At 60.3% G+C, this 15,273-nt stretch carries 10 protein-coding genes, 2 pseudogenes and 1 other annotated feature; of the genes and pseudogenes, 4 read left to right on the top strand and 8 right to left on the bottom strand.

Annotated elements, in window-relative coordinates; translation table 11 throughout:
* Positions 1 to 12 precede the first annotated feature (12 nt).
* The 8 genes and pseudogenes from L904_RS13040 to L904_RS13005 form a co-directional block, all read right to left on the bottom strand.
* On the bottom strand, positions 13 to 645 hold the full coding sequence (locus tag L904_RS13040; RefSeq protein WP_020808980.1) for a DapH/DapD/GlmU-related protein: 633 nt from the start codon (positions 643 to 645) through the stop codon (positions 13 to 15).
* A 155-nt stretch (positions 646 to 800) separates the two neighbouring features.
* Positions 801 to 1,148: a hypothetical protein gene (locus L904_RS13035; RefSeq protein WP_020808979.1), complete on the bottom strand. Its 348-nt coding sequence runs from the start codon at positions 1,146 to 1,148 to the stop codon at positions 801 to 803.
* A 174-nt stretch (positions 1,149 to 1,322) separates the two neighbouring features.
* Positions 1,323 to 1,669 (bottom strand): annotated as a pseudogene (locus L904_RS26995) (hypothetical protein).
* Between the two features lie 240 nt (positions 1,670 to 1,909).
* Positions 1,910 to 3,268, bottom strand: coding sequence for an esterase-like activity of phytase family protein (locus tag L904_RS13025; RefSeq protein WP_020808977.1), 1,359 nt, complete (start codon positions 3,266 to 3,268; stop codon positions 1,910 to 1,912).
* Between the two features lie 153 nt (positions 3,269 to 3,421).
* Positions 3,422 to 4,450, bottom strand: a complete 1,029-nt coding sequence (locus tag L904_RS13020; protein ID WP_020808976.1) for an adenylate/guanylate cyclase domain-containing protein — start codon at positions 4,448 to 4,450, stop codon at positions 3,422 to 3,424.
* Positions 4,451 to 4,657: 207 nt separating this feature from the next.
* Positions 4,658 to 4,918 (bottom strand): annotated as a pseudogene (locus L904_RS13015) (hypothetical protein); the annotation flags it as partial.
* Between the two features lie 30 nt (positions 4,919 to 4,948).
* A complete protein-coding gene (rnd, locus tag L904_RS13010) occupies positions 4,949 to 6,109 on the bottom strand; it encodes a ribonuclease D (RefSeq protein ID WP_020808974.1) in 1,161 nt (386 codons plus the stop codon).
* Between the two features lie 81 nt (positions 6,110 to 6,190).
* Positions 6,191 to 7,462: an MFS transporter gene (locus tag L904_RS13005; protein WP_020808973.1), complete on the bottom strand. Its 1,272-nt coding sequence runs from the start codon at positions 7,460 to 7,462 to the stop codon at positions 6,191 to 6,193.
* Between the two features lie 191 nt (positions 7,463 to 7,653).
* Here L904_RS13005 and aspS point away from each other — a divergent pair, with 191 nt between their 5' ends.
* The 4 genes from aspS to L904_RS12985 all read left to right on the top strand — a co-directional run bounded on the left by aspS (position 7,654) and on the right by L904_RS12985 (position 15,251).
* Positions 7,654 to 9,441, top strand: a complete 1,788-nt coding sequence (gene aspS, locus L904_RS13000; protein WP_031233448.1) for an aspartate--tRNA ligase — start codon at positions 7,654 to 7,656, stop codon at positions 9,439 to 9,441.
* 256 nt (positions 9,442 to 9,697) lie between these two features.
* Complete coding sequence (gene creD, locus L904_RS12995; RefSeq protein WP_020808972.1) at positions 9,698 to 11,143, top strand: cell envelope integrity protein CreD; 1,446 nt, start codon at positions 9,698 to 9,700, stop codon at positions 11,141 to 11,143.
* A gap of 312 nt (positions 11,144 to 11,455) precedes the next feature.
* Complete coding sequence (locus L904_RS12990; protein WP_020808971.1) at positions 11,456 to 13,561, top strand: methyl-accepting chemotaxis protein; 2,106 nt, start codon at positions 11,456 to 11,458, stop codon at positions 13,559 to 13,561.
* Positions 13,562 to 13,639: 78 nt separating this feature from the next.
* Positions 13,640 to 13,695: a sequence feature (sul1 is cis-regulatory element that is thought to sense ions involved in sulfur or methionine metabolism; They are found in Alphaproteobacteria), on the top strand.
* A gap of 74 nt (positions 13,696 to 13,769) precedes the next feature.
* Positions 13,770 to 15,251 (top strand): SulP family inorganic anion transporter, encoded by a 1,482-nt coding sequence (locus L904_RS12985; RefSeq protein ID WP_031233447.1) that lies wholly within the window; start codon positions 13,770 to 13,772, stop codon positions 15,249 to 15,251.
* Positions 15,252 to 15,273: the final 22 nt, after the last annotated feature.

Genomic DNA, 15,273 nt, shown 5'->3' with positions numbered 1-15,273 from the left:
TTTTTGCGTCCTCTAGGACCAGCGCTCGCAAAAGGCTTCTATGTCGCTCGACTGAAAGTCGGAAAGCCGCGCCATGATCGTTTCGAATGGCCAGTCCCACCATGCGATTGATGCAAGCTTTTCCGCGAGGGTCCGCGAAAATCGTTCGCGAATGATCTTTGCGGGAACGCCGCCGACGATGGTGTAGGGCGGCACATCTTTGGTGACGACCGCGCCGGCGGCGAGCACTGCCCCATCTCCAACCGTGACACCCGGCAAGACGATAACCCCGTGACCGATCCAGACATCGTGACCGATGACGGCGCGGTTCTCCCTGCGCCGGTCGAAAAAGGCGTCATCGCGCACGGCATCCGCAGAATAATATTCAGGGCAATAGCTGAAACGGTGCATGGATGGCCGGTCCATCGGATGGTTCGGAGCGCCTATCCTGACCTCTGCGGCGATGGCGCAGAATTTTCCGATCGTTGCATCGCCCACCATGCAACGGGGTCCAAGGTAGGAGTAGTTGCCGAGTTCGGCATTGTGCAGGGAGGTGTCAGCCAGAATTTCGCAGCATTCGCCGATATTGGAATCTCTTATGCTCGCCGTCGCATGGATGACGGTCTCTGCGATTTTCGGGCGCTTGATCTGTGCGGTCGAATCCATTCCTGCCTCCGGATTTGCGCCTGCTTAACCGGCGATGATGAAGGTGCTGTGACGTGGAATGGCCAAAGGAGTCCGGCCGGGCCGGGCCTCCTTTCTAAAACGCAGGTCGCGCGCGATGCCACGTGACGCGAAATCCTGTCTTCACGCGGAATGTATCACTTGCCGGGGACATCCGCCGCGGCAGGCGTTTTCTTCCAGTAGTGGTCGGATATGTTTTGCGCGTTCCGAATGATGTGGCCGGCGATTTCGGGGTCTCCGCCCTCGAAGGTTTTTGGGTCGGCTCCGCATAACATCAGGAAGAGCTGCTGATGGGCGACAGCGGCAAAATAGTCGCGGGGCGGCGGCTGCATGTCTGAATCGACGGCCCGGAATGCCTCATCGACCTCTTTGCTGGCACGCTCGAGCGCTGCGTGAATGGTGGCCATCATCGCTGCTTCCGTGCGCTCCAATATGGACTGTACCTGCCGTTCCGCCGGTGTCAGGACCGGGCAACTCTCACTCATCGAATATCTCTCCTGTCGGTGCAACCATTCCACCGGGCGATATTATCGCAAGGATTGTGTCCGCTTTGCGGGAAAGATTGAAATCGTGGTCTTGAAACGCAACAGCCTGGCTGGCCACCGTGCCGCGATGCGCGGATCCAAACGGTAATGGGCTGGCACTGCTTTGCAAATGGCTCAGCCGTGCCCGAGCGCCTTGCGGATGCAGGCGCTGAGATAGGCATATTGCAACGGCGTTATCGTCGCCATGGCTTCGGTGCGGCTGGCAAGCCTGTCCTGATAGCCGACCGGAATATCGAACTGGCTGAAGGTGAAATCCCAGCGGGTGCCTTCGACGATATTGTAAAAATGGTCGGTACGCTGACAGCGGTTTTGGCAAGCTCTCCGCCGAAAATATCCTGCACCACCAGCGCGGTGACGCTGCCTTGGCCCTTGGCGGGGTTTTCGCGCGACCAGAGGCCGCTCGTCTCGCCCGACCAGCTTTTCTTCAGGGCGTAATAAAGTCTTTCTGCATGGTCCTGCATGAAACGTCTTCTTTTCCGCAAGCATGTTTCGGTTAAAGCATTTCCAGCGAAAGTGCGCTCGGTTTTGCGTCCGGAAATGCGTAAAAACAAAGAGTTAGAGCAATGTAGGTGAACCGGTTCTCACCGGAATTGCTCTAGCTCTGGAAAATCGGAACGGAGCGCCATGCAGACATTTGTGTCTGCCGGGCGCTCCGTCCGGATCATTCGCGGCCGTCAAAGCAAGTGACAGCAGCCGTGGTCTTACTTCGCCTCGAGCAGGTCCTTGACGTCCAGCAGGACGAATTCGTTGTCGTCAGCCTTGTCCAGCGCACGGCCGGCCGAGAAGGGCAGGTTGTTGTCGTTGCCGACGACGATATGGGTGGCATCGACGCGGTCGACATTCTCGATGGTGACGAAAGGCATGTCGTAATAGCCGTTGCCGCCGCCCTGACGCTTCTTGTTATCCGGGTCGGAAATCTTCATCAGGTCGACATAGCCGATCTTGCGGGCGGCCTTGCCGACATTGGCGTCGTTGAATTCGATCTTGTAGATGCGCTTCAGCTTGGCAGCGCGGGCGAAGCAGTCCGCAGCCGGAGCCTTGGGGTCGGCGCAGGCCTTGTCGGCCGTGCCGGCGCCGTTGTCGCGCTCGATGACGAGGGCGGTGGTGTCATCCAGCATGTTGAAGTCGCCGATTGCCTCGCCGCCTTCCGCCAGCGGATAAAGCCAACTGCGGCCGGTCCACGCCTTCTTGGCGGTGTCGAGTTCGATGATGCGCAGCGCGGTCGCGCCGTCTTCGGTTTTTTCCACCTGGCCGTCGGCCATGTAGAGCGGGCCTTCCAGCAGGCCGTAGAGTTTCGAGCCGTCCTTGGAGAGCGCCATGCCCTCATAACCGCCGGAACGTTTCAGGTTGAAAGCGGGCATTTTCTGCGTGGGATTGCCGGGCAGGGCAAGAGCCGGATGGTCGGGAGATTTCACCTCGATGTCGCCGGCCTTGGTCGAGATCACATCGGTCAGCTTGCCGTCGCGGGTGAATTTCAGGATGTAGGGGCCGAATTCCTCGCCGACCCAGAAACCGTCAGCGACCGGCTGAATGGATTCGACGTCGAAATCCGCACCCGTCAGGTAACGCTTGCTCGAGCCTTCCAGAACGATGGGGAAGGGCGCCTTCATGTCGGGATCGGAGAGGAACACGGTTTCAAGCGCGTTGACCTTGCCGGCGTCCCAGTCGAACTTCAGATGGTGAAGCATCAGCATGGCGTCGCTGGAATTGAGCTTGGAACCGAAACCGTTGTCGGAAAGGCTCCAGAAGCTGCCGTCCGGCATCGCCCTGATGCCGGAAAAGCCCTGCATCGGCTGGCCGTTGAACGGCATGGAAAGGCCGGTCAGACGCACGCCGTCCTTGCCGGGCACGGTACCGAGGCCCTCGGCGCGCTTGCGGTCGGCCGTGGTGAATTTGGCGGAGGTCTTGAGGTGCTCCGGCGCGTCGGCAGGTGCGGCGATCATGGTGTTGGCAGGCAGAATGGCGTGCGAAACCAGCTTTGCCGGAAACTCCTTTTCCGCCGCATGCGCCGCGGCGGCGAGCGCGAGAACCGCGAAAGGTGCAAAAAGAATGTGCTTCATGATGGAGACCCCTCTCAATACCTGTTGAAGACAGGATTGACGCGATAGGGGCGTCGCATGACAGGCAGGTGATTGCCGTTTGAAGCTTTGATGAATTTTGATGACGGCCATCATCCGCAGATGGGCCGCACGGCTTTTTGCCGCCGATTGCCCTTATGCGGCGGGCGCCTGATATTGGCTGAGCATGCAGACGCCGAGCGTCTGTCCGCGGCCCTTCACCGCATGTTCGCCCAGATATTCGCTGCGCACGCCCTTCGGAAGCACCAGCTGATGGGCGAGATCGGCGGAAATCAGCACCGGGTGGCCGAGCATCTTGCTCAACGATTCGAGCCGTGAGGTTGTGTTCACCGTATCGCCGAAATAGGTGATCTTGTGGTGATCGACACCGATTTCCGCGGTGATGACCGGCCCGCCATGAATGGCGAAGCGCAGGCGCGGCACCTCGCCGAAGCGGGAAAGCCACATGTCGCGGGTGTTTTCAATGGTCGCCTGAATATCGAAGACGCAGCGCACGCAGGCCGCCCGCCTTATCGCCATGTGATAGGGCCAGGTGATGATGGCGGCGTCGCCGATATAGTCGTCGATGACGCCGCCGTGTTTTCTGACCGGTGCGGCATAACTTGCAAAGATTTCGCCGAGAAACTCCTGGGCCTTCAGGTCGCCATGGGTTTCGGCGAAGGAGGTGGAGCCGACGAGATCGATGAAGATGAAGACGCGGTCTTCGCTGACCGGCCGGCGATAACGCCCCAGGATGAGGTCGATGAAGATATCGCGGCCGAGAAGCTCGCGCACTCGCATGATGAAGACGATGATGCCGCAGACAATGAGGGTGAAGATCAGCGTCTGCACCTCGGCATGGACGGCGCGTTTCCAGGTGCCGGGAAATATCCCGCTCAACCACAGGATCGTGCCGCCAAGCCCGAAGCCGCAAAAGACGAGGATGGCATAGATGACGAGGCCGACAGCGATATAGGCCGGCGTCGGCAGGGCGCTCACCTGCCGCGACAGGCCGGGCATGATGTAACCGCGCTCGAAGGCGAGGATGGGTGCGCATGCAAACAGCGCATAGGTCGCGCCGATCAATGCACCGCCGCCATATTCCAGAAAGGCGTAGGCCACGCCACTGCCGGCCACGGCAACGAAGAGCACCACGTAATCCAGAATGGGCAGCAATTTTCTCATGTCGGTTCTTGGGTCTCGGGAAGGGAAGGCTTTGGTCTCGGGAAAGAAGGGCAGGCCGCTCCCTTCGGGCGAAGCTTCTGTTCAGGTCATATGCGACATTAATGTGGAAAAAGCGCCGCAAAAAGTGAGCAATCGGTAAGGTTGCATGAAGGATTGGTAAGGCTGTTGCGCTGTTGCCGCAAAATCGGCGTTGCCGCCCTTATACGCCTAATAGGATGTTCTGTAATAGACGGTTTCAAGCGGGGATTGCGGCCGGTCGTCCGGCGAGCGGTTCGACCATTTGACAGGGAAGGCGGAAAAACGCAGCCGGTTGCCGTCGATCCAAGCCCGGTCGAACAGGGTTTCTCCCTTGCGGGAGAAGGTGATGGCGGCGCAGGTGCGGCCGTCGACATCGAAGGGAATGTTCTCCTTCCAGCCGCTCAATCCGCAACCCATGCCTTTCGGATCGCGATTATAGCGGTCGACGACGTCGCCGTTGGGGTGGAAAACGGCGGGCCGTTACGGCTCGCTTGCCGCAACCTCCACGGCCTCGACCTTCTTGCCGGCGAAACGCAGGGCCACTTCGCCATTGATGAGCTTCAGGGCCACATCGCCGAAGAGTTCCCGCCGCCAGCCGGTCAGCGCCGCCACGGTTGCCTTTTCGCCCTCGGCGGCAATCTTGTCCAGATCGTCGCTATTGGCGATGACCTTGGCGGCGACGCCATGCTTGTCCGCCGTCAGCTTCAGCAGAACTTTCAAAAGTTCCACGGCAGCGCCGGAGCCTTCCGGTGCGTGGCTGTGACGCGGCGCCTTCGGCATTTCCTCTTTCGGCAGCGCCAGCGCCGCATTCACCGTTTCGACGATGGCGGTGCCGGAGGCGGAGCGCTCCCAGCCCTTGGGAATGGTGCGAAGCCGCGACAGCGCCTCGGCGTCCTTCGGCTGCTGCTGGGCGATTTCGAAGATCGCATCGTCCTTCAGGACGCGCGACCGCGGCACGTTGCGGGAGCGTGCCTCACGCTCGCGCCAGGCGGCGATGAATTTGAGGATGGCGAGTTCCGTCGGCTTGCGCAGACGCGATTTCAGCCGCAGCCAGGCATCGTCGGGATGCATGTCATAGGTGTCGCGAGACTCGAGAATATCCATCTCTTCGGTCAGCCACAGCGAGCGGCCTTCGCGCTCGAGCTGGGCTTTCAGCGAGAGATAGACATCGCGCAGATGGGTCACGTCGGCCAGCGCGTAATCCAGCTGCTTTTCGGTCAGCGGACGACGGCTCCAGTCGGTGAAACGCGAGGATTTGTCGATCTGCACGTTTTTGATCTTCTGCACCAGCTGGTCGTAGGAGATCGAATCGCCGAAACCGCAGACCATGGCTGCGACCTGCGTGTCGAAGATCGGGTGCGGAATAAGCCCGCCGAGATGGTAGATGATCTCGATATCCTGTCGCGCCGCATGGAAAACCTTCACGACAGCAGGATTGGCCATCAGTTCGAAAAGAGGGGTCAGATCGAGACCCTTGGCCAGCGGATCGACCAGTACTTCGAGCGTCGGGCTTGCCATCTGCACGAGGCAGAGTTCCGGCCAGAAGGTCGTTTCCCGCAGAAATTCGGTGTCGATGGTGATGAATTCCGATTTCGCCAGTTCCGTGCAGGCTTCGGCGAGGGCGGCAGTCGTTTCAATCATTGTTATTGGCCAATCGTGAAAATTATCCGTCTTACTTTCCCTTTGCCGGGCGCATGTCAATACAAGCCCGCTTTTGAAGGCTCAAGGATCGTTTTTCTCGGGCGGATGGGGCTCCGCTTCATCCTTTTTGAGTGGCGGAGCCGCGGCGAGCTTCTGGAAATAGGCTGAGGTGCGCAAAAGCGAGCTGAACCGCCAGTTCCGCTCCTCCACGGGCACACCTTCGCGCACCTGCAGCCGGTAGATTGTATAGGCGATGAAAACGATCTGGATCGCGGCCGTATAGCTGAACAGTGCCTTCGGGCCGAACTGGTCGATCAGCACGGAAGCGAGCAGCGGCCCGACGGTTGCGCCCACCGACCAGAAGAACAGCAGTCCGGCCGACATCATGGCGTGTTCGCCTTCCCTGGCATGGTCGTTGCCATGGGCGGAACTCAGCGAATAGAGCGGCAGGGCGAAGGCGCCGAAGATGAAGACGCCGATGATGTTGCTCCATTCATCCGTGCCGGCGAAGAAGGCGAGAAACAGGCCGACGACGACGGAGCCCGCCGTGGTGGCGAGAATGATGATGCGCCGGTCATAACGGTCGGAATAGACGCCGAGCGGATATTGCAGCACCACGCCGCCGATGATGCCGGCGCTCATGAAGGTGGCGATGGCGGTGACGGAAAGGCCGATCTGTTCGGCATAGATCGGGCCGATATTGCGAAACGCCGCCATGCTGAGGCCGACGGCCACGCAGCCGACGACGGCAAGTGGCGAGATGCGCCACACCGCGAAGAGATTGAAGGGTATCTGTTTCGGCGGCGCAGGGTTGGATTTGTCGGCAAGCGAGATCGGCACCAGCGATAGCGTCAGCGCCATGGCAATCAGCGAAAACACCACCGGTCCGTCGATGCCCGCGACGGGAATGATATATTGCGCAAGCGTGACGGAGCCGAGATCGACGAAACGATAGATGGAGAGCGTGCGCGCCCGATTGGAATTGGTGACCTGCGCGTTGATCCAGCTTTCGATGGCCGCGAAAAGACAGGCGACGGCAATGCCGGTGACGAAGCGCATCAGCATCCAGAACAGGGGATGGATGAGGAGCGGCATGGCGATCGCTGCGGCGGATGCGACGGCCGCCATGGTGGCGAAGGTGCGGATATGGCCGATCTTGCGCAGAAGGCGCGTCACCGAAATGCAGCCAAGCGCGAAACCGAAGCTGTAGGCGGCGCTGATGAGGCCGATGGTGCTGGCGGAAAACCCTTCGGAGAGACCGCGCAGCGCTATATAGGTTCCCTGCAGGCCGTTGCCGCCGATCAGGATACCGGCGGTGACGAGAAGCGGGATAAGAGGTCTGATCTGGCTCATTGCGGGCCGACTCGGTTTGGCGGGCTGGATTAGTCCTATCTAAAGCGAAGGCAGGGGAAAGGACAGGCTGAAGGCGACATTGTTGTGCTTTGCCTTGACAAATCAGGCTGGCCATGCGCTTTTCCGGCAAATTTCGACAGTGCCGCCCATCTGGCCTCCATCAGGCCCACGACACGTTCCAGGATAAAAAAATGCATCGTTACCGCAGCCACACCTGTGCCGCTCTCCGCAAGTCCGACGTCGGCGAAACCGTTCGCCTTTCCGGTTGGGTTCATCGCGTGCGAGATCATGGCGGCGTTCTCTTCATCGACCTTCGCGACCATTACGGCATCACCCAGGTCGTCGCCGATCCGGACAGCCCGGCCTTCAAGGTTGCCGAAACCGTGCGCGGCGAATGGGTCATCCGCATCGACGGCCTCGTCAAGGCGCGTTCGGAAGACACCGTCAACAAGGGCATGGCGACCGGCGAGATCGAGCTTTATGCGCAGGAAATCGAGGTTCTCGGCGTTGCCAAGGAACTGCCGCTGCCGGTCTTCGGCGAGCCTGACTATCCTGAAGACGTTCGCCTGAAATACCGCTTCCTCGATCTTCGCCGCGAAACGCTGCACAAGAACATCGTCAAGCGCACGCAGATCATCTCCGCCATGCGCACCGGCATGGCCGATGCCGGTTTCGCCGAATATACGACGCCGATCCTCACCGCTTCCTCGCCGGAAGGCGCGCGCGACTTCCTCGTGCCCTCGCGTATCCATGAAGGCAAGTTCTTCGCCCTGCCGCAGGCGCCGCAGCAATATAAGCAGCTTCTGATGGTGGCCGGTTTCGACCGTTATTTCCAGATCGCGCCGTGCTTCCGCGATGAAGACCCGCGCGCCGACCGCCTGCCGGGCGAATTCTACCAGCTCGACGTCGAAATGAGCTTCGTGACCCAGGAAGATGTCTGGACCACGATGGAGCCGATGATGACGGCCGTGTTCGAGAAATTCGCCGAAGGCAAGCCGGTTACGAAACAGTGGCCGCGCATTCCCTATGACGAGGCGATCCGCAAATATGGTTCCGACAAGCCGGACCTGCGCAACCCGATCGTCATGGAAGCCGTGACAGAACATTTCGACGGTTCGGGCTTCAAGGTCTTCGCCAACATGATCGCTTCCAACCCCAAGGTTCAGGTCTGGGCCATCCCGGCCAAGACCGGCGGCTCGCGCGCTTTCTGCGACCGCATGAACGCATGGGCGCAGTCTCAGGGCCAGCCCGGCCTCGGCTACATCTTCTGGAAGGAAGAGGACGGCAAGGTCGGCGGTTCCGGCCCGCTCGCCAAGAATATCGGCGAGGAACGCACCGAGGCGCTGCGCCAGCAGCTCGGTCTTGAGGCGGGCGATGCCTGCTTCTTTGTCGCCGGCGATCCCGCCAAGTTCTACAAATTCGCCGGTGAGGCGCGCACCCGCGCTGCCGACGAGCTGAACCTGATCGACCGCGACCGTTTCGAAATGTGCTGGATCGTCGATTTCCCCTTCTTCGAATATAACGAGGAAGAAAAGAAGATCGACTTCGCCCACAACCCCTTCTCCATGCCGCAGGGCGGTCTGGAAGCGCTGGAAGGGCAGGATCCGCTCTCCATCAAGGCGTTCCAGTATGACGCGGTCTGCAACGGCTTCGAAATCGCCTCCGGCTCGATCCGTAACCAGTCGCCCGAGCTGATGGTCAAGGCCTTCGAAAAGGTGGGCCTGTCGCAGAACGATGTGGAAGAGCGCTTCGGCGGTCTCTACCGCGCCTTCCAGTATGGCGCGCCTCCGCATGGCGGTTGCGCTTTCGGCATCGACCGCGTGGTCATGTTGCTGGTCGGCGCCAAGAACCTGCGCGAAATCACGCTGTTCCCGATGAACCAGCAGGCGCAGGACCTCCTGATGAACGCGCCGTCGCCGGCAACGCCGACCCAGCTTCGTGAGCTGGCGCTGCGCGTCGTTCCGTCCAAGAAGGACTGATCTGGAACTATTCAGGTTTCGAACAAAGGGCTGGCGGCAACGCCGGCCCTTTGCGTTTTTTACAACGAACGCGGCAAAGCCACAATTTTACCGCGAGTCGAACCGAATTCCGCACATAATCAGCCGAAATCCGATCCCAGTATAGGTCCCGCGTTCACTTGGGGGACGCAAGACTATCAGGGGTTTTAAACTTGGGACAGCGCCGGCCGAACTTCGCTTTCGGTTCCGGTGCGATCATATTTAGAAGGATTTCAGAATGGTACATGAAACGGGAAAAGATAATGCCCCGGCGAGCGGGCAGGTTCCTCCAGCCCATCCGCGCGGCAATTTCGCTGTCAGTCTGCGCTCGCCGGGCGCAAAGTTCCTGATGATCGGCTTCATATCGATGGTTCTGCTCGTGCCGCTCCTGCTGGTCTGGGGGCTGACGGAAGAGCGTGCCTCGCGAGCGGAAGAGGTTTCCGGACGGATCGCGAATGGCTGGGGCGGCGATCAGGTCGTGAACGGTCCCTATCTTGCCGTGCCCTTCGATGTGGAGCGCCGCCGCGAGGTGGACGGTCGCAGCATCGTCGACCGCGTCACCGAGTGGGTGCTGGTCATGCCGGAAACGCTTGATGTCACGGCCGACCTGAAGACGGAGGAGAAGCAACTGTCGATCTACAGCCTGCCGGTCTATAACGGCAACCTCTTGCTGAAAGGCCGCTTCGGTTCCGGTATCCTGCAGGACCTTGCGCGCTTCTCCGGCACGCCGCGACTGGACAACGCCATTCTCGTTCTCAGCATTCAGGATATTACCGGCATCCGGTCCAGCGCCGGCGTCAAAATCGATGGCGGCCCGGTTCTGCCCTTTGATCCCGGTATGCGGGATATCTCGGTCATGACCAACCGCGCCGGTCCGGAAGTATCGATCCGGTCCGATGCCGGTGTGCACAGGCCGATTGAGAAAAACCTCATCGAAACGGGCTTCGCCTTCGACATCGCCTTTTCCCTGAATGGCTCGGGCAGTTTCGCCGTTGCGCCGGCGGGCCAGACGACGAGTTTTGCAGCGAACGCCGATTGGCCGCATCCGGGTTTCGAAGGCCTGTTCCTGCCCGAGCAAAAGACTGTCACTGCCACGGATTTCAAGGCCAGCTGGACAATTCCCTATCTTGCAAGGGGCATAGACCGCGTGGTGGAGGGGACGCGCCTACCGCTGTCGAGCAGCCTGATGACGATCAATCTCGTCGAACCCGTCAAGTTCTACCAGATCATTGCGCGGACGCTGAAATATTCGATCGGTTTTATCTCGCTGGTTTTCCTCGCCGTCTTCATCGTCGAACTCAAGGGCGGCAATGTCGTGCACTGGATACAATACGTGCTGACGGGGCTGGCTCTGGTCATATTCTATGTTCTGCTGCTTGCACTCTCCGAGCATACGGGCTTTGCGATCGCCTATGCCGCGGCATCGATGTCGACGGCGGCGCTGATCGCCTCCTATCTCGGAAGCGCAACCAATAGTCGCAAGAGTGGCGTGGCGCTGTTTACGGTTTTGGCGGTCGCCTATGGCGTCATGTATCTGGTTCTAAATGAAGATGAATATGCGCTGCTGGCCGGTGCGGTGATTTCCTTCATTGCCATTGCAGCAACCATGTACGCCACCAGGCAGGTCGACTGGTCGGGCACCGCATCCTCACGCGCAGGCAATACCTCGGACAATATGGCATAGTTTCCGTTCGCTCCGAAGGGACCGTCCGGACGGCCAAAACGCCGGCTTTTCCTTATCCGGCTTGGTATCCGGGGTGAAGAGCGGGGAGCATGGGGCGAGGTGGGAAAGCATTGCTTTCCCACCTCTTATCCGTTCTTTTCTATTGCAGACATCTTGCTCGCGCAGGCCTGTTGCTTGCAAGTGTCGTAAGCTTCTTCCATTTGATCTGCGGGTTGTCACAAAAACTTAATCAAACTGACAAATCCGGTAGAGGACTTCTTAAGTCTTGTCGATCATTCATCGCCCTCATGAAATTTCACAAACGAGGGTTGAATGTTTTCGCTGGTCTCGACGTTCAAAATAGCGCATCGCGTGTCTATGCTGGCGCTGGCCGCGCTGTGCGGTATCGCCGTCATCGCGGGCATGCTGCTCTGGCAAAGACAGATGGAGGCGCGTTATCGCGTCGCTGAAGATGCATTGATCCAGAGGGACGGCGTGTTGATCACACTGGTGGATGCCCTGCATGAAAGCCGCCTGAACCAGAAGGATTTCCTGCTGTCGAAAGATATGAATTCCGTCGCGCAGTTCGACCAGACGATGGGGAAGGTCGAGCGGTCCGTCGCTTCCCTTGACGGCGGTGCCGCACCGCAGACGCGTGCGAAACTCGACGTGCTGGCGCAGGGTGTCGTTGCCTATGATGATCGCATGAAGGCGCTGGTCGCCAAAAACGCGGAGCTTGGCCTCACGCCTGCCGAAGGCCTTGAGCGCGCCATGCGCAACGGCGTGCATTCCATCGAAAAACTGATCGACGTCGTCGCCAATGCCGAAATCCGCGCCAGCATGCTGATGATGCGCCGGCACGAAAAGGATTTCATCCTGCGGCGGGATGAGGCCTATGTCGCAAAACACGCAGCCGAGGTAGAGACCTTCAAGGCGCTGGTGAAGCTGGAATATCGGCCGGGTGCCGAGCGTCAGCGCATCATGGATGCACTGGAAATATATACCGCCTCCTTCCGCTTTTATGCTCAGGCCGTGCTGGAGGAGGAGAAGGCGCGCGAAACCGTCGCCTCCGCCTATAATGCGCTGCTGCCCGTGGTCGCGGAGATTTCCACCATTTACCGGCAGGAGCGGGAAGCAAGCGCTCTCGAGAACAGCGCCGCAGCGGATAGAACGGTTTCGATTGTCGTCGCCCTTATCGCGCTCACCGTCGCGAGCCTTTTTGCCGGGGTCTATCTCATCGGCCGTTCGATAACCCGCCCGGCGACCGCGATTACCGGAGCGATGCGCCGTCTGGCCGACGGCGAAACGGAATTTGCCGTTCCCGGTCTGCACCGCCGGGACGAATTCGGCGCCATGGCCCATGCACTGGAAATCTTCCGGCAGGCGGCAATCGCAAAAATCGAACTGGAGACGCAGGCGCTTGCGGCCCGACAGCAGGCCGAAGCCGAAAAGGCGCGGTTCCAGCGCGAGGCGGAAACCGAAGCGCAGGCAAGGCTGATGCAGGCGACGACCGGCCTTGCGGCCGCACTTCGCCACCTTGCCGACGGCGATCTCTCCTTCGAACTGAACGAGCCTTTCGCCCCGGATTTCGAAGCCCTGCGTCACGATCTCAACCGGACGATCCGCCAGCTCGATGCCGCCATGTCCGGCGTCGTGCGGTCGAGCGTGGCCATCGATGGCGGCAGTCAGGAAATCAGCCAGAGTGCCGCCGATCTCGCGCGCCGCACCGAGCAGCAGGCCGCCTCGCTGGAGGAAACCGCCGCCGCGCTGGATGAACTGACGGCGAATATCCGCATTTCGGCGGAACGTGCGGTGGAAGCCCGCGCGGTCGCCCATTCGACCGACGAGGACGCCAGCCGCACGGCCGACCTCGTTGTCGATACGATCATGGCGATGGAGAAGATCGAGCAATCGTCAGGCCGGATCGGCAATATCATCGGCGTCATCGACGAGATTGCCTTCCAGACCAACCTTCTTGCGCTCAATGCCGGCGTGGAGGCGGCGCGCGCAGGCGAGGCGGGGCGCGGTTTTGCCGTCGTCGCGCAGGAGGTCAGGGAACTCGCGCAGCGCTCTGCGAAGGCCGCTGCCGAAATCAAGCTGCTTATCCATGCCTCCGGTACAGAGGTGAAGGACGGCGCGCGCTTCGTGCGGGAAACCGGCGCGGCCCTGTCGCGCATTGGCGGCTCTGTAAAGACGATCAACGACCATATCGAAGCCATCGCCGCCGCGACGAAAGAGCAGTCGCTGGGGCTCTCCGAGATCAACACCGCGGTCAATCATCTCGATCAGGGCACGCAGCAGAACGCCGCCATGGTCGAGGAAAACAATGCCGCCAGCGCCATGCTGGCGGGCGAGACGGCGCGTCTCAAGCAACTGGTCCATCAGTTCCGTCTGGGCGATGCAGAAATGCGGGAGTATGGCGGGCGCGAAGCGGCCTGAGGCATACGATCGCAGACATCGAAAGCGGGCGTGCAACTTGCGGCCCGCTTTTTTGCTGTTTATAGGTGAGTTACTCACCACGGACCCGGTGAAATTCCGGGTGGCTCTTCTGGCCGCCGATCCGCCAGACAACGCAAAGCACCGACATTTCATTTCAATCTACCGGACATGGCTCCGGCCGGTGCGTCATTCTTTGCGAAAAAATCAAATGAACAGATTTCAAACTTACAGACGTGAGTGGTTTTCCAATATTCGCGGCGATCTCCTTTCCGGCATCGTCGTGGCACTCGCCCTCATTCCCGAAGCCATCGGCTTTTCCGTCATCGCCGGCGTCGATCCGAAGGTGGGATTGTTCGCCTCCTTCGCCATTGCCTGCGTTTCCGCCTTTACCGGCGGCAGACCGGGCATGATCTCGGCGGCCACCGCCGCCACCGCCGTCCTGATGGTCACGCTCGTCAAGGAACACGGGCTGCAATATCTCTTTGCCGCCACCATTCTCATGGGCGTGCTGCAAATTCTGGCGGGCCTTGTAAAACTCGGCCGGGTGATGCGCTTCGTCTCGCGTTCGGTCATGACCGGCTTCGTCAATGCTCTGGCGATCCTGATCTTCATGGCGCAATTGCCCGAGCTGATCGGCGTGCCGGTCGAAACCTACGTCATGATTGCGGCCGGTCTTGCGATCATCTATCTCTTCCCGCTGGTCACGAAGATCGTGCCATCGCCGCTGGTCGCCATCATCGTTCTCACCTGTGTCGCCGTCTTCTCCGGCATGGATATCCGTACGGTCGGCGATCTCGGTGAGTTGCCCTCGACGCTGCCGATATTCGCCCTGCCGCAGGTGCCGCTGACCTTCGAGACGCTGCAGATCATCTTTCCCTATTCCGTCGCGCTCGCCGCCGTCGGTCTTTTGGAATCGCTGCTGACGGCGCAGATCGTCGACGATATGACGGATACGGGCAGCAACAAGAGCCGGGAATGCATCGGGCAGGGGACGAGCAACATCGCCTCCGCCCTCATCGGCGGCATGGGCGGCTGCGCCATGATCGGCCAGTCCGTCATCAATGTCAGTTCGGGTGGTCGGGGCCGCTTGTCCACCTTCGTGGCGGGTGCGTTTCTGCTGTTCCTCATACTGGTGCTGGATGATCTCGTGCGCATCATTCCCATGGCCGCGCTGGTGGCGGTGATGATCATGGTCTCCATCGGCACATTCTCGTGGCGCTCCATCCTCGATCTGCGCCGCAACCCGCCATCCTCCAGCATCGTCATGCTGGTGACGGTCGGCACGGTGCTTGCGACCCATGATCTCGCAAAGGGCGTGTTGGCCGGCGTCCTTCTCTCCGGCGTGTTTTTCGCGGGCAAGGTCTCAAAGCTTTTCCATGTCCGGCCGGAGCTTTCGGCCGATGGCCGGGAGCGGATCTATCGCGTCGATGGCCAGATTTTCTTCGCCTCGACGGAAAGCTTCATCGCCGCCTTCGATTTCGCCGAGGAGGTTGAGGCGGTGACAATCGATGTCACGCAGGCGCATCTGTGGGACATTTCCGCGGTCGGTGCACTGGACAAGGTGGTGCTGAAATTCCGCAAGGCCGGCAGGCGGGTCGAGGTGATCGGCGTCAACGAGGCGAGCGCCCACATGATCGACCGCTTCGCCCTGCACGATAAACAGGATGGTGCTGTCGCGCCGCTGCACTGAGTGCAAAAGAAAAGCCCCGGCA

This window comes from Agrobacterium sp. LY4, assembly GCF_001526585.1.
Classification (GTDB): domain Bacteria; phylum Pseudomonadota; class Alphaproteobacteria; order Rhizobiales; family Rhizobiaceae; genus Agrobacterium; species Agrobacterium leguminum.
This window is presented reverse-complemented; position numbering and strand designations above follow the sequence as displayed.

Bases quoted from the DNA above. Each gene is read 5' to 3' on its own strand.
- L904_RS13025 (WP_020808977.1), bottom strand. From the start codon at position 3,268: ATGAAGCACATTCTTTTTGCACCTTTCGCGGTTCTCGCGCTCGCCGCC.
- L904_RS12990 (WP_020808971.1), top strand. From the start codon at position 11,456: ATGTTTTCGCTGGTCTCGACGTTCAAAATAGCGCATCGCGTGTCTATG.
- L904_RS13020 (WP_020808976.1), bottom strand. From the start codon at position 4,450: ATGAGAAAATTGCTGCCCATTCTGGATTACGTGGTGCTCTTCGTTGCC.
- L904_RS13005 (WP_020808973.1), bottom strand. From the start codon at position 7,462: ATGAGCCAGATCAGACCTCTTATCCCGCTTCTCGTCACCGCCGGTATC.
- aspS (WP_031233448.1), top strand. From the start codon at position 7,654: ATGCATCGTTACCGCAGCCACACCTGTGCCGCTCTCCGCAAGTCCGAC.
- L904_RS13035 (WP_020808979.1), bottom strand. From the start codon at position 1,148: ATGAGTGAGAGTTGCCCGGTCCTGACACCGGCGGAACGGCAGGTACAG.
- L904_RS13040 (WP_020808980.1), bottom strand. From the start codon at position 645: ATGGATTCGACCGCACAGATCAAGCGCCCGAAAATCGCAGAGACCGTC.
- creD (WP_020808972.1), top strand. From the start codon at position 9,698: ATGGTACATGAAACGGGAAAAGATAATGCCCCGGCGAGCGGGCAGGTT.
- rnd (WP_020808974.1), bottom strand. From the start codon at position 6,109: ATGATTGAAACGACTGCCGCCCTCGCCGAAGCCTGCACGGAACTGGCG.
- L904_RS12985 (WP_031233447.1), top strand. From the start codon at position 13,770: ATGAACAGATTTCAAACTTACAGACGTGAGTGGTTTTCCAATATTCGC.